Here is a 24,981-nt window from a genome sequence, read left to right as displayed (position 1 = left end):
TCGTCTGTTCACATTCCAAACTGGACAGGGGCAACCGATCCGATTCTGGGATTGCCGTTCTTACATTCCCGACTTTCGCTGGCTTTGAAAGCCGCGGAATTCTATTCACAGATCTACCTTTCCTTATTTGCAAGGCCGATCCAACCGGCCGCGACGGAAAGGAAGTCACAGGCCAGCGGAATCGTGCGGCCAGAGCAACCCGGCCTACCCTCGAAAGCCATCGCGGGTCATGCGACGGCAAGACACGGGCGACCAAACCCGCAACTCACATTGTGGAAAAATCCGCCAGCCGTGCAACCGGCGAACCCGGTTTGACGGTCTGGACGGACTCTCTGTCAGCCTGCCGGGCTCGGGAATCGCGGTGGCACTTGAATCGCCGGGAAGGACCCATCGGGGCCCTTTGGAAGTACCCGCCAGTTTTGAGCGAAGCGAAGTAGGTTTTCAGATCTTGTAAACAGAGACAACCTGCAGTGATCCGACCCCCGATGTTCACAACGCTAGGAGGGCCCCACAATTGTGGTGGTGGTGACAAATAATCTCAGCCGTGTCAGCGGGATGCCTTCGGAATGCAACCCCGCAGCCACCGCACCCAGCCTCAGGAGGACCCAAACAAAAATCATTTTGCTGGTCGTACGGCGACAAACGGGGGCGATAGGTCGCGGCAGTATGCCGCGGCAGAAAAGCCCCGCCCCCTCTTCGACTAAAACACCTGAATTTTGCCACAAAACATGCACGTCTAGGGAGGCGGCTTGTGAGCGATGTGGTCGTGAGTTTTTGACCACTCCCCCTGTCATCATTCACCTACTGTCACTGTGCCGTAGCACTTGGACACCGCAAAACACGACAGCTATGAATGCTGGAACAACCACGAACCAGCTGTGTTCCCGGACTTACAACTGTTCGCCTAGCGTGATCAATCCAAAGTTGGCGAACAGCCACGGGATCCATTTGCGTGGCCGGTCGGAATGATTGTCGGCGGATCGATTTCGGCTGAGGTTACTCGCCAGCGCGACATCATTTATCATCGCACCGAAGGCGTTGCATTGACGATGGATGTGTTTGCGCCTGAAAAACCAAACGGCATCGGGATCATCAAGATCGTCAGTGGCGGTTGGAAGTCAGGCCACCACAAAATCAAAGATGGTTTTTCGCGTCCTTACACCGATCACGGCTACACGGTCTTTGCGGTCGTCCACGGATCCCAGCCTCGGTACCAAGTCCGCGACATCATCGGATTCATGCATCGCGCCGTTCGGTTCATCCGCACAAACGCCCAGCGATGGAACATTGATCCCGATCGTATCGGCGTTACTGGCAGTAGTGCGGGTGGCCATTTAAGTTTGGTGCTGGCAACCAAGGGTGGTCCTGGAAACCCAGAGGCAAAGGATCCCGTCGAACGTGCCAGCAGTGCCGTTCAAGCGGCGGGCGTGTTCTATCCGCCAACGGACTATTTGAATTGGAGCGGCCCGGGGGATGACTGTGTCGGCGTGGGCAAACAAGAGCGTTGGCAACCTGCGTTCGGTGATGAATCAAAAACCGCTGAATCACGTCAGGTGCTCGGGCGTCACATGTCGTCGATCTTTCATATCACCGAAAAGACGCCGCCGATCACGATCATTCACGGCGACGCCGATCCGATCGTCCCACTGTTTCAGTCGCAGAGTTTCAAAAAGATTGCCGAGTCCCACGGCGTCCCGGTCGAACTGGTGATCAAGCCGGGGGCCGGTCACGGATGGGACAATCGTCAAGCTGATGAAGTGCAATTCCTAGCTTGGTTCGACCGCCACCTCCTGAAATAGAGCCCGTGATGATTCGTCAACGATGTGCGTTCGCAAAATTTTTGTCTGCACCGTAATGGCCGCGCTGGCAATAACAGCTTGAAAAGATCATCGCCAGCGGAGCCCCGATTCGGGACACGTTCACCGGCACCAAAATTCTTTCAACGCCGGCTTCGCCTCCCGACTTGTCGAAGGCGCGGTTCGGGCAGGCGATCCGGTTGTTTAACGGCAAGGATATGTTTGGCTGGCGGACTTGCGAGACCGGCAAGACGAACGGCTGGAGTGTGATCGACGGGTTGTTGATCAACACGACGACCAAAACCAATTTCAGCCCCACGAGATCGTACGCAAATCTGCGCACCGAAGCCGAGTTTGAAGTCTTCTGGCTGCACATCGAGTTTCTGGTCGAAGAGAAACGCAACAGCGGCATCTATTTGCGTGGCATGTACGAGGCCCATGTCGTCGATCGCGACAGCCGAATCCAAGGCATCCAAGGCGTCGGCTCAATTTTCGGAGCCATCAAACCGTCGCTCAATGCAGGGAACGCGGGCGGACAGTGGCAAACATATGATCTGACGCTGGTGGATCGGCACGTCACCGTCGTTTTCAACGGAACCAAGGTGATCGACAATCAACCGATTGACGGTCCGACATCAGGAGCGCTCTACACCAAAGCCGCTGCCCCCGGGCCAATCTTTTTGCAGGGCGACCACACCGCAGTCAAATACAAGGACACCTATTTGGCACCCGCGATCGCGAACGAAGGCGATCAGAAGTAAAAGGCTAGCCCGTCGCGTTACTCGCCAAGAGTTTCGATCCCTGCGATCAGCCGTTACGCCAAGGAGTCCGCTAGCCTAACAGCTCATTTCAGCATCGGGTCATCGAAAAGCACTGGTCAATTTGCAGGTATCATAGAGGCGCGATCGTGGCAGAGCAGAACTGTCACAAGTCGTTCTTTTTGATTCACCATCGCCGCAAACGCCCCCTGTTGACTCCATGAACCGTCCCATGACACTTCGCCCTCCCTACGATTTTTTGGTTTTCGCTGCATTCAGCATCCTGGCGCCCGGCTTGATGAACTATGCGACGACCGTCGGCGCGGAGCCTGCCGTCCCTGTTTTCAAAGACGGCGAAGCCCAAGTCGTCAAAGCGTTTGTGGATCCCGATTACTGGATACGCCATGACTTGTGGGTCCAAACGGAATTCGACTCCGATGACGACGACAAGCCAGATCGGATGCACGTCAGTGTCACGCGTCCTGGACAAACCGAAAGCGAGGGGCTGAAGTTGCCCGTGGTGTATATCTCCAGTCCTTACTTTGCTGGCACCGGTGCGAAAGGGAAAGAGTTCTTTTGGGATGCCAGACACGAAGTCGGCGTTACGCCACCGGAGCGAGAACATTTCCCGGCTGTCGAGCTAAAATCACGACGGCCAATCATCTCCAAATCGCACGCCAAAGAATGGGTGCCGCGCGGATACATCGTCGTGCACTCTTCTTCACCTGGTACCGGACTCTCGCAAGGTTGTCCAACGGTCGGCGGCGACAACGAGTCGCTCGCGCCCAAAGCGGTCGTCGACTGGCTGTGTGGTCGAGCGGACGGATTCACGACTCCCGACGGTGAAGAAAAAGTTGTCGCCGATTGGTGCACCGGCAAGGTCGGCATGACGGGAACATCCTACAACGGCACGATCCCACTGGCCGCAGCAACGACCGGCGTCGAAGGACTCGAAGCCATCATCCCCGTGGCCCCCAACACTTCGTACTACCACTACTATCGATCCAACGGCTTGGTCCGACATCCATTCGGATTTTTGGGCGAGGACATCGATTACCTCTACGACTTCATTCATAGCGGAAACGAGCCGAGACGTGATCACTGCGACTGCGAAGTGCGTGACAAGGAAATGTTGCAGGGGTTTGATCGAAAGACAGGAGACTACAACGAATTTTGGGCCGGCCGCGATTACATCAATGACTTGGAACCACTGAAAGCGGCAGTCTTGATGGCACATGCTTTCAACGACTGGAATGTCGTTCCCGAACACAGTGTCCGCATCTACCAGGCACTCAAGGCAAAGGGCGTCCCAAGCCAGGCATTCTTTCATCAGGGAGGTCATGGCGGGCCGCCGCCGATGAAAATGATGAACCGCTGGTTCACTCGCTATTTGCACGGCATTGAAAACGACGTGGAAGATGACCCGCGCGCATGGATCGTTCGCGAACAAGACAAACGTGAAAAGCCGACGCCCTACGACGACTATCCCAATCCGGATGCTTCGCCCGTCAAGTTCTACCTTTCTGCGGGCGCGCCCGAACGAGGAAAACTGACGACCGATTCTGCAGCCGATGAAGGAACCGAGACGCTTGTGGACAACTTTTCATTCAGCGGCGCGGCTCTTGCGCAAGCCGAATGGACGAATCACCGACTGATCTACGTGTTACCAACGTTTCACAAACCGGTTCACCTCTCGGGGACTCCTCGCATGACGATTAAGCTCGCCAGCAACAAACCGGCAGCCAACCTGTCCGTCTGGCTTGTCTCGCTGCCGTGGACCGAAAGCAAGAAAACCAAGATCACCGACAATATCATCACCCGCGGTTGGGCCGATCCACAAAATCATGCTTCGATCACAGAGAGCGAGCCACTTGTTCCAGGACAGTTTTACGAATTGACGTTCGATCTGCAGCCGGACGATCAAGTCATTCCCAAAGACCAGCAGATTGGCCTGATGATTTTTTCGAGCGATCGAGATTTTACACTGCGGCCAACGCCCGGTACCAAACTCACAGTCGACCTGAACGCAACGTCGATCACCTTGCCAATCGTCGGCGGCGACGCTGCACTCGCAGAGGCGTTCAAGGAATCCAAGAGTGAAAAAAAGGAGTAGCGAACTGGATGCCGATCAGCATTGGTCAGATCCCGGACAGAGGGCTTGAAAACAGGGCACCGGATTTGAAACCAGGGCAACGGGACAGCCCACATTCTGATCCGAGAGAGAGAGAAGGAACACACGCACTGCTTCCGCCGGAATCCTCTGATTCGAATTGCTTGCAGGCGAAGTTTTCACGGTCGATAATGCTCGGCTGCATGATTGCCCCTTCGGGCATGTGCCTCGATGCGCGCCCACTCGCGTCATTACTTGACCAGCCAATCCCGTCGTTCGTCAACATTTAAAGACAAGGAAAAGAACCAACGTGCCGAACCAAATAAAGCCTGTTGGCCGGACGATCGCCTGCCTGATCACATGCAGTTTGATCGCCGGACTGCTGCCGACCTTTGCTGTGGCCCAAGATGCTCCTACGGTCAACCCCGAATCGGTCTTGGGCCGCACCACAATGCCGTCTCCCGACGACGTATCACAAACTTTCCCCTACGGCATTACGGGAAAGACGCCACCGTCCCTCATCAAGATCAATTACAAGGGACAGCCTTCGTATCACAGGCATCGCATCAATCTGAGGCTCTTTCAAGGCTGCCCTCAAGTCGAAATCTCAGAGGGCGGCAGACTCTGGGCGACTTGGTTCGGGTCGAATACACAAGCCGAACGAGCACCGTTTCACCAAGGGCAATTCTCGGTCATCTCGACTTCTGCAGACGGCGGCAAGACTTGGAAAGAAGTCTTTGTGTTTGATCCAAGCACGCTTCTCGGCGGCGGAGCCTCGGACCCGATGCTCTGGAAAGATCCCAAAGGCAATATCCGATTCATCGGCCTCCGAAATATCGATTTCAAAGGCAAGGACGAATTCGCTACGTCCGCGTGGGAATTCACCATGCTAGACCCCGAAAACGAATCCACCGCTTGGTCCTCGCCGCGTCTACTTGGCAACAAAAACATTTCTGTCATGAAGCCGCTTCTTTTTCCTGACGGCACGATCATGCGTTCGATGGACGACTTCAAACTGGTCGGCAAACCCGACAAAGTACGGATTCGATTCTTAAAAGAAGACGTCGACGGCAAGTCAATCTTTGTCTCCGAAATGCCCGTCGACAACGACGCCGGGTTTGCGGAACAGATGCCGATCATCCGAAAAGACGGCAGCCTCTTTACCTTCTACCGGGCCAAGAAGGGGCAAAAGTTCGCCGAGTCTTTCGACGGCGGCAAGACTTGGAAACTGGGCGGCTACTATCCGATGCAATTTTCGATCAACACGAAATGCATTTTAAAGACACTTCCTTCAGGACGAGTCCTGCTGGTCGCCAACGACGTCCAGATGCGTGAGAAAAGTGGCAAGAAACAGTACGTCTACACCGACAAGAACGGAAAAGCACGCGAGCTTAAAGATTACCGGGGCGCACGCACTCGCATGACGGCCTACTTAAGTGACGACGACGGAAAAACCTTTGCACACAAAATGCTGCTTTGCAACGAAGGCCAAATCAGCTATCCGTCGGCGACGCTTGGCAAAGACGGGTCGATCTACATCGTCTACGACCAAGGGCGTGGTACGATCGGCCAGCACACAATTTTCTTGTCAAAGATTACCGAAGCGGACATCCTCGCAGGCAAACTGGTTGATGACCAGAGCTTCTTGAACAACATCGTTAGTCGCCCCAGCGACCAAGGCGGCGGGCGCCGCAAAGGCGACAAGATCTAAGCTTGCTTGCAGTCATTCCGCACCTTCACCGGACCATTCCTGGAGCAGTTCCTAGTGAAACGATCGGCACCTGGGTAACACCGCCGCCATGCTGTTTCCCGTTGCTGGGGCCACTGGCAGCACAAACAAGTGCCGCTGCTAGTCGGCCTTGAATCGAACCGGCACCGTTATTGCAGTTGATAAATGGAAATGGATTCGATCATCATTTCGCCAGCGTCCGCGTATTTATCGTAGGTTGCAAACGGGTCGAAGCGAATCTTGCCGATTGCCCATTCACCGGGGATAGCAAACAAGTAGGCGTTCACTTGATCCGACTGGCGAAGTGTTCGCTTACGTTGTTGCTGGCCGTTAAAGCCTGGACCGGGATGGGCCCAGAAAAATTGACTGGTCGCTCCATTCGCAGGCTGAGCACGTAATTCGATGACCAGTTTTCCCTTGGATGCATCGCCGATTCTTGCGACCACCTGCGAATCGTCACCTTTGCAGGTGTAGAAGTTCGTGGCACGTGCCTTACGAAGATTCTCGGTCATCAACGGATCGTCAGGATGCAACATTTCACCATAGCGAATCTGAATTCGCTGCCCGGCGGGGCCTCTAACCTTGTGTCGTATCGTTCCCGCGAAGTTCTAACCAAGATTGAATGTGAACGTCCCCGGTTCTCGCGGGGTGATCTCTAGTGGCTTGATTTCTTCGATCACACGAACAGGAACACCAGGAAACGCTTCCAGTTTGGGACGCTTGAAACCGAACTCCGTTTCCTCGCCCAGGGTTCTTGACACCCTGCCCCGGCTTTGTCGGATTGCGACGTTGGTAGAACGTGGCGGTCAGATTGCCGTTGTCTTTGGCGAGAATCGCAAACTGCCAACTGTCGTCATCGAAACCGGCCGACGACCATCCAGTCATCTCTTTGCGAGCGTCGTAAGCTTCGCCCATCAGCAGGTCGGCTTCCTGAATCGGCCCCTCGTCGGTGACTTTCCAACTCGCATGCGTTCCAACGATCTGACGTGTGCCATCGGCATATTCAATTTCTAATTGCGACATCAGCGACGGCGTTTTTCCGTACGTCGACCGCCCGGTATTTTCGGTGCCCATCCCGATGAGCAAGCCGAAACCGACATATCCGCTGTACCAACCATCGGCGACCTACGCTGCGATCGCGTTTTCGCTCGACTGAATCAACTTCGTTACGTCATACGTGTTGTGGTAGGCTCGCTTGCGGTAGTCGGTCCAGCCGGGAGCGAAGAGGGCGTCGAACACGTTGCCCATTGAGAAGCAGTTCGTAGATGCCAAGAGCGGTTGCGTAAATCGTCGCCCGTTTGACAACTTTTCCCGCCGAAAATTCCTTGCGATACTGTCGCGCCGCGGGAAGGTGAAGCTGCGAGACGTCCTTTGAAATCGGCGTCTGATCGCGAAAGCTGATGTAGTCGGCAGACCAATCTGTGCCGTCTAACAATCCCATTGACCATGACGATGGCTTGCTCTCGACCGGATCGTCATCGATCCCGCCGAACACCTGAACTTTCCAGTAGCAGACCTGCCGGCTCGTGAGCGGTTGACCCGCCTATTGCACGAACAACGTTTGATCGGAATCAGTCTTTCCAGAATCCCAAAGGTCGCCTTTGTTGTTCGCTAGATTCTCAAGAGACGACGCCACCATCACTCGATACACAGCCTGTGATTGACCGCGATCCGCGGATGTCACCCGCCAGCTAAGTCGGGGTTGTGTGATGTCGATCCCAAGCGGATTCTCAATGTACTCGCAACGCAAATGCCCGGGTTCGATCGCCATGCAAGGGGTCGCTGCGATGGCTGCGATCAGAAGCGATGCTCGCAGGAGAGATGGAGTTGTCAATGTTGGCCAAAGGGTTTGTTGGGTTAGATTTTCAGTGCTTTTTGGAGCGTATCGCGCCAAACAGCTGAGTTAGTTTCTACTTAGCCAGGACGGTGACTGTCCCTTGGACGGGGGCGTCTACCAGCCAGCGGTTCCCCGCCTTTGTCGCCGGAACAGGCGCGCCATCGACAAAGACGCCTGTGGTCCCTTCGTTTGCGGGCAGACTGACCTTGGCCGACATTTCATCAGGGAGAGTCAACGCCAGGGAAAACGTCGACTCATTTTTCCATTCGATTTCGATCGATCCGCGCGGCGTTGGAATTCGGCCACGAGCATGTTCGAGCCCGCCGGGACACGGCCGGATCATCGCCGTCGTCCAACCTGGCGAAGTTGCCTGCGCTCCCAACACAAATCGCGGCAACAGATTTGCCGGTGCTGCGCCCCAGGCGTGATTCCAATCCTGGTTCGGCTTGTATTTCAGGTCCCACGCCTCCCAACTGATCGTTGTGCCACTGTCTACCATGTGCTTCCAGCTGCGATCGCCATCGGCGAGCATCAGGTCAATCGCCTTTTGGCCGCTGCCCTGGCTAAATAGAGCGTCCATAAAGTACTGAGCGGCATAAGGACTGCACTGCATGTCCTGTTCGTTCAGCCACGCAACAACACCAGCGATTTCGTCTGCCGGAACCAGCCCGAACGCCAGAGGGAAAAAGTTGGCATGGATGCTGCTGTGATCGGTACAAATACCGTCGCGATAGATTCCAGCGGCTTCGTCAAACAAAGCTTTTTGGAAAGCGGCTTTCGCCAACTCGGCGCGATCCTCGAAGGCATCGGCGTCTTGGTTCTTGCCGATCGCGCGAGCCATCATGGCCATCTGTTTGATCGCTCGGATGTGAAACGCATTGACGACCGTATTGATTTCCGTGAACACAAATCCGTCGCGTTCCTTTTTGGGCCAGTCGACAATGTCGTGTCGATTTTGATCCAACTTTGAACTGCGAACCAAACCATCGTCGCCGCTGCGATTCAAAAGCGTTTTCGATTTCAGCGACTCGTAACGGTACTTCAACCAATCGTCGTCGCCCGAGTACATCCACTGATCCTGCGCCATGAATACCATGTGCGGCGCCCACTCGGTCGGCCACGTACCGTTTTCCATCAACCAATCAAATGTTCTGGCCGCCATCGTGACGTCGTCGTCCGTCGTGTAATGACTGATCTGGTTCAAATACGCGTCGGCTTCATACGGAATCCGCTCTCGGTCACCGTCGACATAAACGCCGGCAAACGTGGTTGCCTTGATGCTGTATTTGCAAAGCTCCCAAACGCGGTTCAGTGTTTCATCGGAACATTCAAACGCACTCGCGTCGTCATTCCAAGTTGCCGAATAGGCTGCTCGGCGCCGAATCAAGTCAAATGGATAATCCGGATCGAGCCCTTCGACTTCGACCCAACGAAACGGCATCACGGATCGCCACTGGGGCGGCGTCAAAACCGCTGGCGGGTTTGCATAAATCAGCCCTGCCTGTTCAACATTTCGCGGGATCACGGGCGCCGGCACGATCCAGTTACCACGTTGGCCGCCTTTGTGAATCGGCGTCACTCCATAGCGAACCGTTCCCGGCGGATTCTGATCGATCCGTCCGTCGCTGAGCTTTTCGCCGAAATGCACGTTCGCAGATCCACGCCCCTGAGGGACCGGCATCACGATGTTGCCAAACGCAGCCTTCCCAAAATCAATCAGCGTGACTTTGTCATTGATGCGTTTGACGGAAACGGGCTTCTGCTGCGTCAATGCAGCGAATTGCTGCGCCGGGATTTCAGGCAAAGGCTTGATGAAGAGATTGCGAAAGCGATACGTCTGACCTTCTTCTCCATGATGCTGGATGCCGATGAACCCGCTGGCATCGGTTGCGTCGCGAAACCGAACGGTTTGGACGCCGTTGAGTTCGATCGTGATCAGATCTTTCAGGCAAGTGATTTCGTAGCGATTCCAACCGTTCCGGTTGAGCGCGTCGCGGACGCGCGGTGCAGCAAAGAACTGCTTAGATTCATCTTCGTGCGTCAGAAACTGATCCAGCGAACGTCCCTTCGTACTCGGCCATATCCATCGCCGCCGCGCCTCGTCGAAAAATCCGCCCGACCAACGCCGATCCGATCCATCACATTCCGCTTGGTATCCAAACACTTTCCTCTTAGCCGCGTCTTCATCGACATGGCAGCGAAACATCACGCCTGAGTTCGCTGGACCTTCGGGTAAATGGATTTCAATGCTCACGCGGAAATCCGTGTACTTCTTGTCCGTCACCAAAAAGAACTTGTTGTCAGCAAGCAAATGAATCTCGCCATCGACGACTTTCGCTTCGCCATGCGGATAGGGATTCCGCCAGCCGGTCAAATCGTGCCCATTAAACAGCGGCGTGTATCCGCGACTGATCATCGCCGCGAAACCGGCTTTCCCGTCAACATCGCTGGCTGGCTTCGAGAGGGAATGAACTGAGGTGTCTTGAGCCGAGGAAAAACCAATCGTCAGAAAGGCGATTAACAGGGCAGGCAACAATCTTGAAGTCATGTCGGGGGCGTGAAATAGAGTGTTTAGGTCAGCGAACATTTCCGGGTGTTTACAGCGGATATCTAGATCTCAACTTCGCCCGCATCTACCGGCAATTCGCGGCTCATCCACATGGGCGTCGCGATGAACCAGCCGATCGTGCCCGCCAGTGCGGTCCACTTCACCGCATCAAGCCCGATGGCGCCGACAAAGAACAAGAGGCATGGAATCACGACGAGACCAAGTGTTATCAGTGAGACGATTTTGGCGATGTTATTCATAGAATGATTTCGTGTATGCGTGTATTGCTCGGACAATTTGTTTCGCGAAAACTACATACGCTTACAGAGCATTGTCTGATGGCGGTAAATAAGGATTGTCACTTGATGTTGGCGATGCTGAACCGAATGTCTCCGGCGTAGCGTGCCCCGCCGCCGAAGTGTTCTGCGTAAATTTGCTGATCACCAAGTAGAGGACTCCGCAAGCGACCCAACAGGGGATCACCGCGTAAGCAGCAAACAGACCCTGCGCAAAAATCAGGTACAGCCCAACCGCGACGGGCAGTAGCCATGCAATCATCACGGCGACGTTGACTTGTGTTCCGCTCTGATTCGCATACTCGTCTCGCAGGCCGAATTTTTTGATCAGATAAAAGTCGACGAAGATCACAGCACCCATCGGACCAAGAACCGTTCCATACGTGCCGACGAAACCGAGCAATTGAGCCGACAGGTTCGGAAAAGCACCGGCGATGGTCGCGACAATCCCCGCAACCAAAGTCATGGCGGTCCGCGAACTGTTTGGCATCACGCCTTGAAACGCAAGCCCGGCGCGATAGATCGTTGGGTTCGCTGTTGTCCAACCAGCGATCACGACGCAGATGATTCCGGCCCAGCCAAGCGATTGATAGGCAAGCAGACCAGGGTTTGCGACGACCTTTCCATCATCACCCATGGCCAATTCGGGCTGAAGTTTAATCAAAGCAGCCAACAACAACGCGGCGGCAATCCAAGCCATGTAGTGACCAAGAAACATTCCGATTGCAGGGGCCCATCCGGAAGCTTTGCTCTTTGCAAATCGAAAAATCGAGAGGTCTGCCATCCCAAAGTGCATGGCTCCATTGCACAGCCAAGCAAACACCACGATCTTCCAAAACCCAAATTCAGCAGGTCCGTTCTTCTCTTGGACAAACGCGACCGCATCACTCCAAAACTTGCCCTCCGAGAGTGCCGCCACATTGGTAGCGTGCATCTGCGCGAGCGACACAATTCCGCAAGCCGCAAAGACACCGATCATCCAGGGAGCGGCGATATTGGCGAAGCGTGCGACGCGTTCGTATCCTCCCGCCGCAACTGCCGCGATGACAACTCCCACAATGGCAACCAGCACGGTAAACGAAGCATTGCTCAGTCCGAACATGCTATCGGGAACGTCAAACGTGATTCCAAACGGAACCCCAACCGCAGAGGCAGACACCGTCACCATCGCTCCGGCCAGGAAACAGAACAGCAACCCGTTGACCAGATTGTAAAACTTGACCAGTGCCCCGCCTGCGATGCGTTCGAGCTGGTAGTACAACGTCATACGCTTGGCCATCGCAATCGGCACGACCAAAAAACGCCACGTCAACACGGCCAGAATGTTGCCAAGCAGTAAACCTAGGATCAGGTCTGACAGGCTGGCACCTGCAGCAAGAAATAGCGGTCCGATCATAAACTCGGTACCGGCTGCGTGCTCCCCTGCATACATGCCCCAAAATTTACCCGATCCCAATAACGCCGAATCAGGCACGCTCTCGCGTTCAAATTCTCCGCCTGAATCTGAATTGTCTTCGCTCATCAATAGTCTCGCCTGATTGGTTTTGTGAGATAGGCTTCCGGCCTACGTGGAGTGCAAAAGACGGCCTGCGAGGCGGTCTCACAATTCGACTATACCGCTGCCGATACGTCGCTGCGCTTGGACATCACCTGATGCTCGTACTGCTGAACCTTTTCAAGCCACTCTGCGCCAACCGGAACTCCCGATGACTGGCAATAGTGATTCCAAATGGCCCCCAGCGGCATCGTCTTCTGTTCTTCCATCCGAGCCAAGCGAGCGGTGAAATCTCCCTCTCGCTCCAACTGCTGCAGCTTTTCGGTGGGCTCCAGCAAAGCCGCCAGCAGTGCCTTGAGTGCATTGCGAGTTCCAATGGTCCACGCTGCGACACGGTTGATGCTGGCGTCGAAGAAATCCAGCCCGATATGAACACGATCAAGATAGTCACCGCGAACGATCTCCTGCATGATCGCCTGCAGTTCATCGCTGTAAGTCACAACGTGGTCGCTGTCCCAACGAACGCCGCGGCTAACGTGCAACAGCAATTCTGGCACGTACATTAGCGCCGAAGAAATCTTGTCCGAAATCACTTCCGTTGGATGAAAGTGCCCCGCGTCCAAGCACAACACTTTGTTCCTCGAAATCGCATACCCCATGTAGAACTCGTGCGAACCGACCACGTAGCTTTCACTTCCAATTCCAAACAACTTGCACTCTACCGCGTCCAAAGTCTCGCTTGGCGACAAGGCTTCCGCAAAAATTGCATCCAGCGATGCAGCGAGTCGCTCGCGCGGTGCCTTTCGATTCGCCGGTGTGTCTTTGTAACCGTCTGGCACCCAGAAATTGTTGACGCAAGCATTGCCCTGTGCGCGTCCCATCGCCGCGGCAATTTTGCGACAAGCAATACCATGGTCAATCCAAAATTGACGAATGCCTGAATCCGCGTGCGCAAGCGTGAATCCATCCGATGCTTTGGTGTGTGAAAAGTAGCTGGGATTAAAATCCAAGCTCACACCCTGACTATTCGACCAATCGATCCAACCTTGAAAATGATCGACACCAATTTCATCTCGATCAACCGGTCCGTCGAACTCGCCGTACAAAGCATGCAAATTCAAGCGATGTTTGCCAGGGATCAGCGAATACGCAAGTTCCAAATCGCTGCGGAGTTCACCAGGAGTGCGAGCGCGCCCTGGATAGTTGCCCGTCACAGCAAGGCCGTTACCAAGTGCGCCGTCGTCTCCTTCAAATCCAGCCACGTCGTCACCCTGCCAACAATGAACCGAGATCGCGACGCGACGCAGCGTGTCCAGCGCTGCCTTCACATCCACGCCAAGTGATTCGTACTGTTCACAGGCAAGCTGGAAAGCCTGTTCGATATTGGCTGAGTTCGTCATTGCGCGAGTCCGTATCAGGGGCATCCAATGGGTTCCACGCATCCGGCAGTACAGTTGCGAGATCCACAATCTATCCGAACGACACAGGCCAAACCTTGACGATCGTGTCACTCACTAGCACAATAGTGCCAAGTCCTTTGCCCCGATCCTTCTCTTTGGTTTTCTCGTGATTCGCAAGCTCAGAAAGCAGGATTGGTTCCACGAAGACGGCTTTCCGATCGTCGTGGAGCGTCGCGACCCGCAAAAACCTTTCGGGCTTCATTCGCATGAATTTTCAGAGATCGTGATCATCACGGGTGGCAAAGGAGTTCATATCACCGGCGAGGACTCCTACGAACTGACGACGGGTGACACCTTCGTAATTGGTGGCGATCGGCCGCATGATTATCTGAACATGAATCGACTACGGCTGATCAATGTGCTGTTCGATTCCAACGAACTGCCGATGGCGTTCAGCGATCTGCATTCACTGCCGGGCTACCACGCACTCTTTACGTTGGAGCCAGCGTGGCGAAAGCGTCACATGTTTAGCAGTCGACTGCAGTTGTCACCCGTCGAGCTCGTCGAAACGATCCGGTTGGTGGACCAGCTGGACCAAGAACTAACCCATCGTCGTCCCGGGTTTGGAGCCATGGCGACGACCACGCTTTTGCAACTGGCGACCTTTCTTTCGCGTTGCTATAGCCAGTCTCGAAATCCGCAAAGCAAGTCGTTGTTACGAATTGCCGATGCAATTTCGCATATCGAAAGGCACTACGCCAATCCAATCACACTGAATGAACTAGTGAAGATTTCTGGTATGTCTCGGCGTAATTTCATTCGGACGTTCGAGACCACGATGGGCGCACCGCCAATCAAGTACTTGATTGGCGTGCGACTGCAGCGAGCCTGCCAGTTGCTACAACAAACCGATCAGAGCATCACTGAAATTGCAATGTCAGTCGGGTTCAACGACAGTAACTATTTCAGTCGTCAATTCAAATTATTCAACGGATCGTCGCCAAGAGAATTCCGGAATCGGCCGTCCAGCAAGTTTTCGAGCCGCTAAATCGATTGGTTGCAAACGTAATGCGAAATGGATCGTTCACGACCTGAGAAAATCAAACGTTATCGTTTGCCTATTTGTTCAGTACGCAGATCCGTCTTGCCCAATGCATGGACAACTTTTCTTGCGCGAATCGGATTGCAGATTCGTGTGCCCCGTGGCAAGTTTGCTGTCCAGCTTCTTGGTAGAATGGGGGCTCGAATTCTGGTTGCGTTTGTGTTCCTTCAATTTTCGATGTGCCCTTATGACAAGTCTGTTGGAAATTCGTTCTCCCCGCTTCTTGATGTCTCTGGTTTTACTGTCCGTTGGGGCCGTCGCTGCTCAAGGTGATGAGAGAAACGCAAAGCTTTCTGAGCAGGATGAATCCTCAGAATGGCAGCAGCAAGCAGTAGAGTTTGCCGGTTTGATGTCGCACGTCCAATGGACGCCGGTCGCCGATGGCATGCCCAAGCGAAACGGGGTGTTCGAGAAAGGGACACAGTACACCGGCGTTCCGTATTCGAGCGTCAAATGGGTCGGCCGATATATCGGCTTTGATATTTTCTTGAAGACGTTTTTGGCCGCGGTCGAGAATCCCGAAAGTGTGCTGTATACAGAGAACTTGAGAGGCAAGGTCAGCAATGCGGAGTGCTACTACGGCAAAGTATGCTCGTCGTACACCAGTTATGCGTTGCAGTGCGGAATTTGGTACGTCAGCCGTTTGCACGGTCCTCCGTATCGCGAAGGGACGGAGATCGTCAAAGTGCAGTCGGCTCAGTCGACCCAGGTGGGTGATCTCATTTTCACACCGCCCAAGACAACCTCCGGCGGTTCGCACATCGAAATTGTCACCGACGTGACCCGAGACGATGAAGGAACCGTCACACATGTTCGAGTGGAAGAAAGTCGTCCGCCAACGACGCTGAACAGCAATCGTACAGCGGCAAAATTCGACCAGCACCTCGCGGCGCGGAACCGCAAACTGTCACGCATCACGGACTTCGACGCTTGGCGAAACGGCAACCGCGCCGATCGATTTCTGTTTCCCAACTATGCTGAAGATTCTGCTACGCCCACGATCAATCGAGTCCTGCTACTGGACCGCGGCGATTGGGTGGCTTACCAAAAAGGACAGGCGGTCAAATTCAACCTGATGGATCGCGACGATGTTGGCATTGAGTCCCTGGTGATCAAGCGTGGCGATTTACCGGTCGAAGAGATTCCGGTGACCCAAAAGGGCGTGGTTCAGCGTTTGTTAGCCGAATGCGGCGACTACACCGCCCACTGCGTTCTTGCGGACGGATCGGAAAGCCAAGCGTGCGAGTTCTCGATTTGCAATCTGGATGTCACGTTACGTCAACAGGATGTGACGTTAGGCAAACCGTGGGAGCTTCGCTTCACATCGGACAACATGAAGGTGATCATGGTTTACTTCCGAAGCAATCAGAACAGCTACGCCCAAGCGATGGTCTACCCGACCGACAAGGATCGTATGAATGGCAGTGTGACCATTCCCGCAGGCCTGCTGAAAGACCGCGGAAACTCGCAAGCGTGGGTCATTGGTGAGAACCGATATGGTCGCTTGAAGGTGCGCAAGACGTTCGTGGTCAAGTAATCGGATTGCGTGTTGGCAGCTCGAGTGGCTCACAACCACTCGCTCAAAGCAACTCGCCCGTGTTCCTGCGCCGGTCCGAACACATACGTAGTTTGGTATCTGGTCTTGATCGATCATTCGGTACCGCACTCCCAGTGCCGCCCCCCAGTGCCACTCCGTCCAACTCGATCTCCCGAAGCTTGGCAGGGCATTAATTCTGGAATGACGAAATCGCACACTTCGCAATTCACTTCGGCAGGTCATTGGTAGGCTGCGTACTGAGCTGCATACTGAGCTGCAATCGAAGCCTGGCGAATCGATGCGATTCTTCGCGTGATGTTTGACGGGTAATTTTTGCCGCCAAAGAAAGCACCGCCGCACATTTGTTGTGCAGGTAAATGCCGTGAAAGGTTCTCTCAAACAAAACGCGACGACAACGATTCCAAATATTGCGTGGAAATTTTCGTCCGATTCATTGAACCAGAGCTAGCCATTCGAATCGCGGCCGATTACGCATGGTGGCGTGAGTCCAATTTGGCACGTCATCTGCTAATGATTTGATTCCTCTCATCGAAGAAAGGATCAAGCCATGTTGAGCTTCAAAGAGGATTTAGCGTCCACCCCCGTCAGCGCCTTGGCGACGCGCGAAGCAATTGTTGTACAGCCCGGTACGGTGGTTCGTGCCGCTATCGCACAAATGCGTGCTCACTCGCTTGGCTGCGCTGTCATCGTCGACTATTCGCAACATCCGATAGGGATCTTCACCGAGCAGTCCATCATCAAACTACTCGCGCGAGGCGTTTCTCTGGATAACTGTCCGGTCCAAGACTTCGCCGACCCTACTTTTCTTTCGGTCAATCATGCCGATCCCATCGAACATGTTTGGGACGCGATTCAACAAGATGGCGTTCGATTCGTTTGCGTCATCGACGACGATGGAAAACTGATTGGCATTACTGGACAGCGTGGAGTAGCGGAATATGTGGCGGATTGCTTTGCCACTCAAGTCACTGTTCAGCGGCTGGGAAGCACGCCGTGGATGCAACAACGCGAAGGAGCTTAAACCATGAATCATGACCTCACTCAGTCGGATTCGTCGACTTACGAAGACCCGCTCAGCAATTACGACCCCATCGACTACGAGAGCAAACTGCAACTTGCGTTGGCCGAAGAGTCTGCTGACGTCTTTGGATCGCAGCCGTTTGCTCAAGTGAAACCGACTGATACGATTCGGCACGCGATCCAGTCGCTGTATGAATCAAAGGAATCCAGCCTGCTGGTCATCGATGATGAAAAGCTGGTCGGAATTTTTACCGAACGAGATGTGTTGGAGAAAGTCGCGGAGCGTTATCCCAAGCTGGCCGAACACTCGGTCAGCGAAGTGATGACTGCGAAGCCAACCGTCATCTACGAAACCGATCCTGCGGCGGCGGCTTTGGCTGCGATCGCGGTCGCGGGGCACCGACACGTCCCGCTGATACGTCTGGACAACACTCCGTATTCGGTAGCCAGCCCGAGACTGGTATTCGAGTTTATCCAAACACACTACGACGCTTGAGCAATCCGGAGGCAGCTGTTCAAAAAGCTATCCCAGCGACGGCCCTTCGACTTCTTTGGCCGCCGCGCGTTGCGGGCATACGAGCGTTACGGGCGCTTCTACGCCGTTAGTCGTCTTGAACGTCAAAGCAGCTATCCGCTCCCGATCGCTGCGGTACACGCCGGGCCCCAGTCACAGTGTGCGATTCCCGAGTGTGAAGATTGGCAGAGCGTTAAGATTGATCAAGTGGGGATACCAGTATCGCTTAGCGTGCATTATTTTGGGTTGACGGTTCCCAAGATATCAACAGGCGGGATATTAACGGGCGAGGGGACCTTTTTGATACTCCCTTGGTCGTGAAGTAAATTCGCAATGACTGTTGATGACGATGTGATACTGGCTCTGAAGGCACACGACGAAGATTTGATTCGATCGGGTCAGTGCATTTGGGTGGGCGCCGAGCCAACGTATACCGATCGAATGTCGGAGCAGCCCGAGTGGCTCTTTGACGCGTTGGGTGACGACAAAAAAGAACGCGCGCACCAGATTCTGGCTCGACTAGCTAAGGACGCAAGCGGTGCCGCGGTCGTGCGTAGCGTCGGACGACAGTACGGCGGCGAACCACTGCCGCGATGGAGTTTTGGCTTGTACACCAGGCGTGACGGCCAGCCGGTTTGGGAGGGTCCGCCGGATCCATTTCTGTCCGAGCCGACATCGGCGCCAGCTCCGGAACAGCTGGCAAAAGCGCTTTCGCAAACACTGACGGCCGACGGTTTTGCCGCGGCAGTTCTTGATTCTCCATTGCAGCATCGCGTTGTTTTTCGAGTCGACAACGAACCGCTGACGATCTGCGGCGAGACGGAACCGCTTCTGGCCCGTCCATCAGTGCATCGCAAACGGGTCAAAGATGCTGAGGTGGTCGATTCGCTGTCTGGCGAAGGGCACTATTTGATTTGCTTTGACAATAAGGAGGATGGCTGTTTGCGAGCCGAGCTTCCTGCGATCAAAGAGACGGCCTTGTTTGAACGTTTGCTTGCAGCATTGTCAGCCGCTGCACGATCGATTGGTGTTCCTGCGCTAATTCTGTGCGGCTACCCGCCGCCGGTAGATGACGATATCGCTTGGATGACAGTGACAGCAGACCCCGCCGTTATCGAAATCAACATGGCTCCGGCCGCGCATGCAGCCGATCTTTTACAAGACCTACGGCGCCTGGATGCGGCAACCGTGGCCGAAGGATTGTCGTCGTATCGTCTGCAGTACAACGGTGACGAAAGTGATTCGGGCGGAGGTGGGCAAATTACGTTGGGAGGCCCGAGTCCTGAAGCCAGCCCGTTTTTGACGAAACCGATTTTGTTGCCTGGATTGGTCCACTATTTCAATCGGCATCCGTCGCTGTCGTACTTGCACGCATTCGAATCGGTAGGCCCGGCCAGTCAGGCCCCGCGCGTGGACGAAGGTGTGCGGGGCGCGCTGTCAGAACTTTCGCTGTCGCTTGCACTGCTACGTCGCATCGACAATCCCACGCCTGAGACCATCTGGGGTACTTTGTCGCCGTTTTTGGCGGACCCGTCTGGGAATTCGCATCGCTCGGAAATCAACATCGAAAAACTTTGGAATCCGTTCCTGGGTTCACGCGGACAGCAGGGCCTGGTCGAATTTCGTGCTTTGCGGATGGGGCCTTCGGCGGAAACGACGGCGTCGCTCGCTGCGCTGCTGCGTTCGGTCGCCGCGATGCTTGCTGACCATCCTTGCCAAGATCCGCTGATCGATTGGCGCGACGAGCTTCACCAACGGTTCTCGCTGCCATTTTTTCTACACCAAGACTTCAAAGAAGTCCTGGCTGATCTTGATAAAACTGGGTTTGGGCTTCAGCCGCCGCTGGTCAACCATTTGCTCCGGGACAAAGATCTGCTGATGACGACGTGCGTGCTTGGACAGATGCAACTAGAAATCCGCCGAGCGATTGAGTTCTGGCCCCTAGTTGGCGACGTTGCAACTCAAGAACGTGGCGGTTCGCGATTAATCGACGCCAGTACATCGCGGATCGAGATCCGCCTGCGTTCTGCCACGGACGACTGCACATTGGATGACTGGAACCTGTCTGTCGATGACTGGGCAATTCCGCAGCATGATGCACAAGACGCCGATGGAGCGGCACGCGTCGTCGGGCTGCGATACCGAAGCTACGTTCCCGATCGTGGGTTGCATCCCATGCTCGGTTCGCAATCGCCGCTTACGTTTTGTCTTTCGCACCCGGTCGACGGAACATGGCGAATCACCATTCATCCCTGGGATCCCGACGGTGCCGCCTACCCGGGATTACCGGCAACAATGACCGACGCTCGCGAACGCCGGAGAGCACGCTGCGTGGTCAAAAAAATCGATGGTGTTGCTACCCCGCTCGTCGATCCACCTGGCGAAGCAATCGGTTCGCACGTGGTTGATTTGCGTTGGAAGTAGACGCAACTCCTTCGGACGCCCGCCGGCGGTGCCAGCCAAACCACGGCTCGTTCAATCCACAAATCACCCCAACGAATGTCAATCGCTAGTCGACAACCACAAACTCGCTGCAGTTGATCAGCGACAAACAAAGATGTGACAGCCGATCGCGCAACGACGACTCGCTTTCGTCGTCAGACGATGCGTTACCTAAAAATTCCACGACGTCCTGATGCTCCGCTGCACTGGGCGATCGACCAAGCGTACGACGGAAAACTTCTTCAATCTGATGCTCCCTCGCTGAACTGCCTTGCATGATCGCATCTGCCATTAACTTGGACATTCGCAAGGAGAACTGAGAATTCAAAAGATGCAGCGACTGAGGTGCGGTCGTTGACGCGCCTCGGGCAGAGCAACTTGCATTCGCACTGGGACGATCAAAAACTTCAAAGATCGGGTACCGCAGATTTCTCCGTGCAAAAACATAGATGCTACGGCGATTGTGTTCTGCACTGTCCTTGGTCACATTCCATTGATTCTTGAGCAACGTGCCGACCAGTTCCTTTGGCAGGGGCGGACGCACTCCCGGACCGCCGGGTTTGAAGTTGACCTGCCCCGACGCAACCAAAATGGCATCGCGAATCGCTTCGCCTTCCAATCGCCAACGCGGGTACCGCGAAAGCAGCCGCGCGTCGGGATCCGATTTCAACGCCGTTTGCCACTTATCCTTTTGCACCAAAGATGCGTCACTACTCAGACGACTACGTTGGCGATACGCAGCCGACGACACGATCAATCGATGCAGCGATTTGAGACTCCAGCCCTGCTGGATAAACTCCAGCGAAAGCCAGTCCAACAATTCGGCATGGCTGGGGTCGGCCCCCATGACGCCGAATTCGCTGGGTGTCTTGACGATTCCGACGCCAAAGTGATGCTGCCACACTCGATTCACCATGACTCGCGCGGTCAATGGATTTTCGGGAGACACCAACCAGTTTGCCAGCGCCGTTCGCAGGCCCGATGAGGTTTCCGATGGTGCGGGCGAGTAGCGGTTTGTCTTTGACGAAACAACGCGAATCACGCCAGGCTGAATCTTCGGGCCGGGGCTACGAAAATCGCCTCGAAGCATCAGGTGGCTGGCTTGTTTGTAGGGAAATGACTCCTGAAGCATCGAAAGCGAACGATTCTTTTTCAGCTGGACGGCGGGTTCAAAGACAGCGCGAAGACGATAGAAATCCGCTTGACTAACCGCGTCGTACTTGTGGTCGTGACACTGCGCACAACCGACCTGCAATCCCAAAATGACTTCCCCGACCGTCGAAGCCATTTCGTTCAATACGGTATGCAGCCGTTCATCGGACAAATTGATGTCCGGCATGTCGGGCCCCGAAAGACAAAAACGCGTCGCCGTCGCCGCTGATTGGTCACCGGGATACATTTCGTCGCCGGCTATCTGCCGGCGAATAAACTCGTCGTAAGGCAGGTCGTCATTCAGGGCCTTGATGACCCAGTCGCGATAGGTCCAGGCCTTCGGTCGCAGCTTATCGTGCTCGAACCCATCGGTTTCTGCGAACCGTGCTAGATCAAGCCAATGCTGTGCCCAGCGTTCGCCGTACCGAGGTGATTCCAATAGCCGATCGACCAACCGATCGTAGGCAGCGGGGTGCGCATCGTTTACGAAGTCGTGAATTTCCTCGGGAGTCGGAGGAAGCCCGGTCAGGTCAAAACTTAAACGCCGAATCAGCGTCGTGGCCGATGCCTCAGGCTGCGGACGGAGATCACGACGATGCAATACGCTGAGCACAAAGTCATCAATCGCGTTGTTGCCCCACTGCGAATCTGCGTGCACAGGAACATCGACTTTTTCCAGCGGCTGAAAAGACCAATGGTCGCGATCGTATTCGTCAATCGGCAATTCGACGTACTTCGCTTCGCCATCGCTGGCAGCAAGTGGACGCAGCGGCGTAACCACCAACGTGGACACCGCACCGATGAACAGCAGCATCGGAAACACACTCGTGCCGCGAATTCTGGCTAGGGGATTGAGTCGCGTTTGCATCAACTGATCAGCCCCTGAATTGGCTTTGCTTCGTCCGGTCCGGTCAATCGTTTGTCCAGTCCGTTGTGAAAATGAGTGAGTTGGTAGTGGTCGATCCCGAGCAGGTGCAACAACGTTGCATGAAAATCAGTGACCGATACTTTGTCCGAAACCGCCCTGAGTCCAATTTCGTCGGTCGCACCGTACGCTCGTCCGCCACGGATGCCGGCACCGGCCATCCAGAGGCTGTATCCCCAAGGGTTGTGATCACGACCTTTCCCCTGCTCGCTCATAGGCATTCGCCCAAACTCGCCGCCCCAAATCACCAGCGTGTCTTCCATCAATCCACGTTGCTTCAAATCCTGCAAAAGACCCGCGACCGGTTTGTCAGTCCGTCGGCAATACTCCGTATGATTCTTTTCGACGTCCGCGTGTGCATCCCATCCATTGGTGTCGCCGGAATAGAGTTGCACAAAACGCACTCCGCTTTCGATCATGCGCCGCGCCAACAAACATCGTTCGCCAAACTCGCGCGTTTCCTTTTGATCGATGCCATACATCTGCTGCGTGTGTTGCGTTTCATTTTGCAAATCGACCAACTCGGGAGCTTCTGTTTGCATCCGAAACGCCAGCTCGTACGCTTTAACGCGAGCTGCCAACCGATTGTCCGCATCACGCTGCTGCAAATGCCGCTGATTGAATTTATGGATCAGCGACAAATCGCGTTGTTGCTGTTCGGCGTTCACCCCCGGCTGCGGCTGCAGATCCAAAATCGGCGAAGCCCCCGGTCGCATCGTGACACCCTGGTACGACGCTGGCAGGTAGCCGTTCCCCCAAGCTGGCGGCCCGCCCTTGAGTCCTCCTCCCGGATCAGGAAGCACCACAAATGCCGGCATATTTTGATTTTCCGAACCCAAACCGTACGCCACCCAGCTCCCGACACTCGGGTTGCCCATCAGAATGCTGCCCGTATTCATCTGATACACCGACTGCGGATGATTGACGCTATCACCGTGCATGGAACGAACCACACAAAGGTCGTCGGCATGCTGCGCAATGTGCGGCAAAAAATCACTGATTTCCAAACCCGATTGCCCGCGTGGGCGAAACCGGCGAAGGGGTGCCAAGAGCGGATTTTTTTTTACGTCGCGGCGCGTCATCACGTTGCCAAAACTGTCTGGCAAGGGCTGGCCGCCGTACTTGGCGAGCGCAGGCTTGGGGTCCAGCAAATCCACATGGCTGGGACCACCATGCATAAACAACCAGATCACGCGTTTTGCCCGAGGAGCAAAATGCGTGCGGATACCCTCGATCGCTGCTTCGTTGGATTGCGCAAGCGACGCGCAGGCAAGTATGCCCATTCCACCGCCTGCGCTGGCGAGAAAGCTTCGGCGCGATTGACTCGGGATCGGATGAGTTGCTCTGGTGCGCATGGTCGTTCAGTAAGCGGATCAGTGATTTGGCAAGTAATTCAATCAGTGCGCTGATGGATCGCTGTCGTCAAAAAGCGGTTCGTCGGGACGAATCTTTCGGGTCATGCTATATCGCAAATGAGACTCCATCTCCACACGCGCTCGGTCCGCATCAGCATCGCGAATCGCCTCGAAGATGGATTCATGCGCCAGCACGGCACGCTGGCTGCGTTCCGAATCGTTTTGGCAACTTGCTTTCTGTGCAAACGACACAAAGCCTGCGAGAGCTTCTAACAACACGGGAAAAAGTGGATTGGCAGTCGCTCGGGCAATCTCCAAGTGAAACTCAAGATCAATCGCCTGAGCATTTGTGTTGCCATCGTTCCGCATCGCATCGCGGAAACTTGCCAAGAGTTCTTTCAGACGTTCAAGCTGCTCCGAAGTCCGTCGCCTGGCGGCCTGCGATGCCGTCTGAGATTCAATCGCCAGCCGCACTTCAAAGACTTGGTCGAACGTTTGCTGTCCGCCGCTCGACAGCATCAACGGCAACAAATGGCCTAACGTGACAGCGTCAACCGTTTTGACGCGAGTTCGTTGACCGTGATTGATCTCCAGGACGCCCAAGCCCCTCAGCATCGAAAGGGCTTCGCGGATCGCAATTCGGCTGACACCAAATTGATCGATCAGCGATCGTTCACTTGGAATCTTGGCTCCCGTCTCCCAAATTCCCGACTGAACATTCAGCAACATTTTCTGAAAAACGGTTTGCGTGGAAGTGCTTGCTTCGACCATTCTTGGTCCCAGTCGGTCCAAAAGAATTAAGACTTGGAGCTCGAAGCTCGCCGCCGTCTCATCATACCAGCCGAGGTCGCATTTACAAGAATGGTGAACAAGTCCACCTCATTGATTGATTACGGACTAAGATCTCGCTAGTCTGGTATGACCAGACACTTGCTATGGCATCA

The 24,981-nt window shown here is 54.8% G+C and carries 18 protein-coding genes and 1 pseudogene; 9 read left to right on the top strand and 10 right to left on the bottom strand.

The features are described 5' to 3' along the window. Nucleotides 1-965: 965 nt before the first annotated feature. From K239x_RS10225 to K239x_RS10210, 4 genes are all read left to right on the top strand, one after another. On the top strand, nucleotides 966-1,799 hold the full coding sequence (locus K239x_RS10225; protein ID WP_145417708.1) for an alpha/beta hydrolase: 834 nt from the start codon (nucleotides 966-968) through the stop codon (nucleotides 1,797-1,799). A gap of 197 nt (nucleotides 1,800-1,996) precedes the next feature. Continuing rightward, nucleotides 1,997-2,557 (top strand): 3-keto-disaccharide hydrolase, encoded by a 561-nt coding sequence (locus K239x_RS10220; protein ID WP_419189900.1) that lies wholly within the window; start codon nucleotides 1,997-1,999, stop codon nucleotides 2,555-2,557. A 217-nt stretch (nucleotides 2,558-2,774) separates the two neighbouring features. After that, nucleotides 2,775-4,667: a Xaa-Pro dipeptidyl-peptidase gene (locus tag K239x_RS10215; RefSeq protein WP_473163579.1), complete on the top strand. Its 1,893-nt coding sequence runs from the start codon at nucleotides 2,775-2,777 to the stop codon at nucleotides 4,665-4,667. 307 nt (nucleotides 4,668-4,974) lie between these two features. Beyond that, complete coding sequence (locus tag K239x_RS10210; protein ID WP_145417706.1) at nucleotides 4,975-6,375, top strand: sialidase family protein; 1,401 nt, start codon at nucleotides 4,975-4,977, stop codon at nucleotides 6,373-6,375. A gap of 167 nt (nucleotides 6,376-6,542) precedes the next feature. Here the strand turns inward: K239x_RS10210 and K239x_RS28440 are convergent, their stop codons facing one another. From K239x_RS28440 to K239x_RS10185, 7 genes and pseudogenes are all read right to left on the bottom strand, one after another. After that, nucleotides 6,543-6,944: a family 78 glycoside hydrolase catalytic domain gene (locus K239x_RS28440; protein WP_419190074.1), complete on the bottom strand. Its 402-nt coding sequence runs from the start codon at nucleotides 6,942-6,944 to the stop codon at nucleotides 6,543-6,545. A gap of 25 nt (nucleotides 6,945-6,969) precedes the next feature. Beyond that, nucleotides 6,970-7,834 (bottom strand): annotated as a pseudogene (locus K239x_RS28435) (alpha-L-rhamnosidase N-terminal domain-containing protein). 102 nt (nucleotides 7,835-7,936) lie between these two features. Beyond that, nucleotides 7,937-8,227, bottom strand: coding sequence for a glycoside hydrolase family 78 protein (locus K239x_RS28430; RefSeq protein ID WP_419189899.1), 291 nt, complete (start codon nucleotides 8,225-8,227; stop codon nucleotides 7,937-7,939). A 76-nt stretch (nucleotides 8,228-8,303) separates the two neighbouring features. Continuing rightward, entirely contained in the window at nucleotides 8,304-10,646 is a 2,343-nt protein-coding gene (locus tag K239x_RS10200; protein WP_419190073.1) for a family 78 glycoside hydrolase catalytic domain, read from the bottom strand. A 194-nt stretch (nucleotides 10,647-10,840) separates the two neighbouring features. Then, the gene (locus tag K239x_RS10195) at nucleotides 10,841-11,038 is read right to left on the bottom strand and encodes a hypothetical protein (RefSeq protein ID WP_145417704.1); all 198 of its coding nucleotides are present in this window, start codon (nucleotides 11,036-11,038) and stop codon (nucleotides 10,841-10,843) included. Nucleotides 11,039-11,099: 61 nt separating this feature from the next. Further along, nucleotides 11,100-12,596: a purine-cytosine permease family protein gene (locus K239x_RS10190; protein WP_419189898.1), complete on the bottom strand. Its 1,497-nt coding sequence runs from the start codon at nucleotides 12,594-12,596 to the stop codon at nucleotides 11,100-11,102. Between the two features lie 89 nt (nucleotides 12,597-12,685). Then, nucleotides 12,686-13,969 (bottom strand): L-rhamnose isomerase, encoded by a 1,284-nt coding sequence (locus K239x_RS10185; RefSeq protein ID WP_145417703.1) that lies wholly within the window; start codon nucleotides 13,967-13,969, stop codon nucleotides 12,686-12,688. 169 nt (nucleotides 13,970-14,138) lie between these two features. Between K239x_RS10185 and K239x_RS10180 the strand changes: the two genes are divergently transcribed. The 5 genes from K239x_RS10180 to K239x_RS10160 all read left to right on the top strand — a co-directional run bounded on the left by K239x_RS10180 (nucleotide 14,139) and on the right by K239x_RS10160 (nucleotide 20,587). Continuing rightward, complete coding sequence (locus K239x_RS10180; protein WP_145422288.1) at nucleotides 14,139-15,017, top strand: helix-turn-helix domain-containing protein; 879 nt, start codon at nucleotides 14,139-14,141, stop codon at nucleotides 15,015-15,017. Between the two features lie 280 nt (nucleotides 15,018-15,297). Continuing rightward, entirely contained in the window at nucleotides 15,298-16,608 is a 1,311-nt protein-coding gene (locus K239x_RS10175; RefSeq protein WP_419189896.1) for a hypothetical protein, read from the top strand. Between the two features lie 568 nt (nucleotides 16,609-17,176). Next, nucleotides 17,177-17,650 (top strand): CBS domain-containing protein, encoded by a 474-nt coding sequence (locus K239x_RS10170; protein WP_145417702.1) that lies wholly within the window; start codon nucleotides 17,177-17,179, stop codon nucleotides 17,648-17,650. 3 nt (nucleotides 17,651-17,653) lie between these two features. Beyond that, a complete protein-coding gene (locus K239x_RS10165) occupies nucleotides 17,654-18,145 on the top strand; it encodes a CBS domain-containing protein (protein ID WP_145417701.1) in 492 nt (163 codons plus the stop codon). Nucleotides 18,146-18,496: 351 nt separating this feature from the next. Next, nucleotides 18,497-20,587 carry a transglutaminase family protein gene (locus K239x_RS10160; protein WP_145417700.1) on the top strand — a complete coding sequence of 697 codons (2,091 nt, stop codon included), beginning with the start codon at nucleotides 18,497-18,499 and terminating at the stop codon, nucleotides 20,585-20,587. A gap of 85 nt (nucleotides 20,588-20,672) precedes the next feature. Here the strand turns inward: K239x_RS10160 and K239x_RS10155 are convergent, their stop codons facing one another. Genes K239x_RS10155 through K239x_RS10145 form a run of 3 tightly spaced genes read right to left on the bottom strand, consistent with a single transcriptional unit; the run spans nucleotide 20,673 to nucleotide 24,808 of the window. Next, a complete protein-coding gene (locus tag K239x_RS10155) occupies nucleotides 20,673-22,625 on the bottom strand; it encodes a DUF1549 and DUF1553 domain-containing protein (RefSeq protein ID WP_473163578.1) in 1,953 nt (650 codons plus the stop codon). Beyond that, nucleotides 22,625-24,037: a DUF1501 domain-containing protein gene (locus K239x_RS10150; RefSeq protein WP_145417699.1), complete on the bottom strand. Its 1,413-nt coding sequence runs from the start codon at nucleotides 24,035-24,037 to the stop codon at nucleotides 22,625-22,627. The genes K239x_RS10155 and K239x_RS10150 overlap by 1 nt, the downstream gene beginning before the upstream one ends. A 42-nt stretch (nucleotides 24,038-24,079) precedes the next feature. Next, the gene (locus K239x_RS10145; protein WP_145417698.1) at nucleotides 24,080-24,808 is read right to left on the bottom strand and encodes a FadR/GntR family transcriptional regulator; all 729 of its coding nucleotides are present in this window, start codon (nucleotides 24,806-24,808) and stop codon (nucleotides 24,080-24,082) included. Nucleotides 24,809-24,981: the final 173 nt, after the last annotated feature.

This window comes from Stieleria marina (assembly GCA_007741555.1).
Lineage (GTDB): Bacteria > Planctomycetota > Planctomycetia > Pirellulales > Pirellulaceae > K23-9.
The sequence above is the reverse complement of the archived record's forward strand: the minus strand, read 5'-3'. Positions and strand labels throughout refer to the sequence as shown.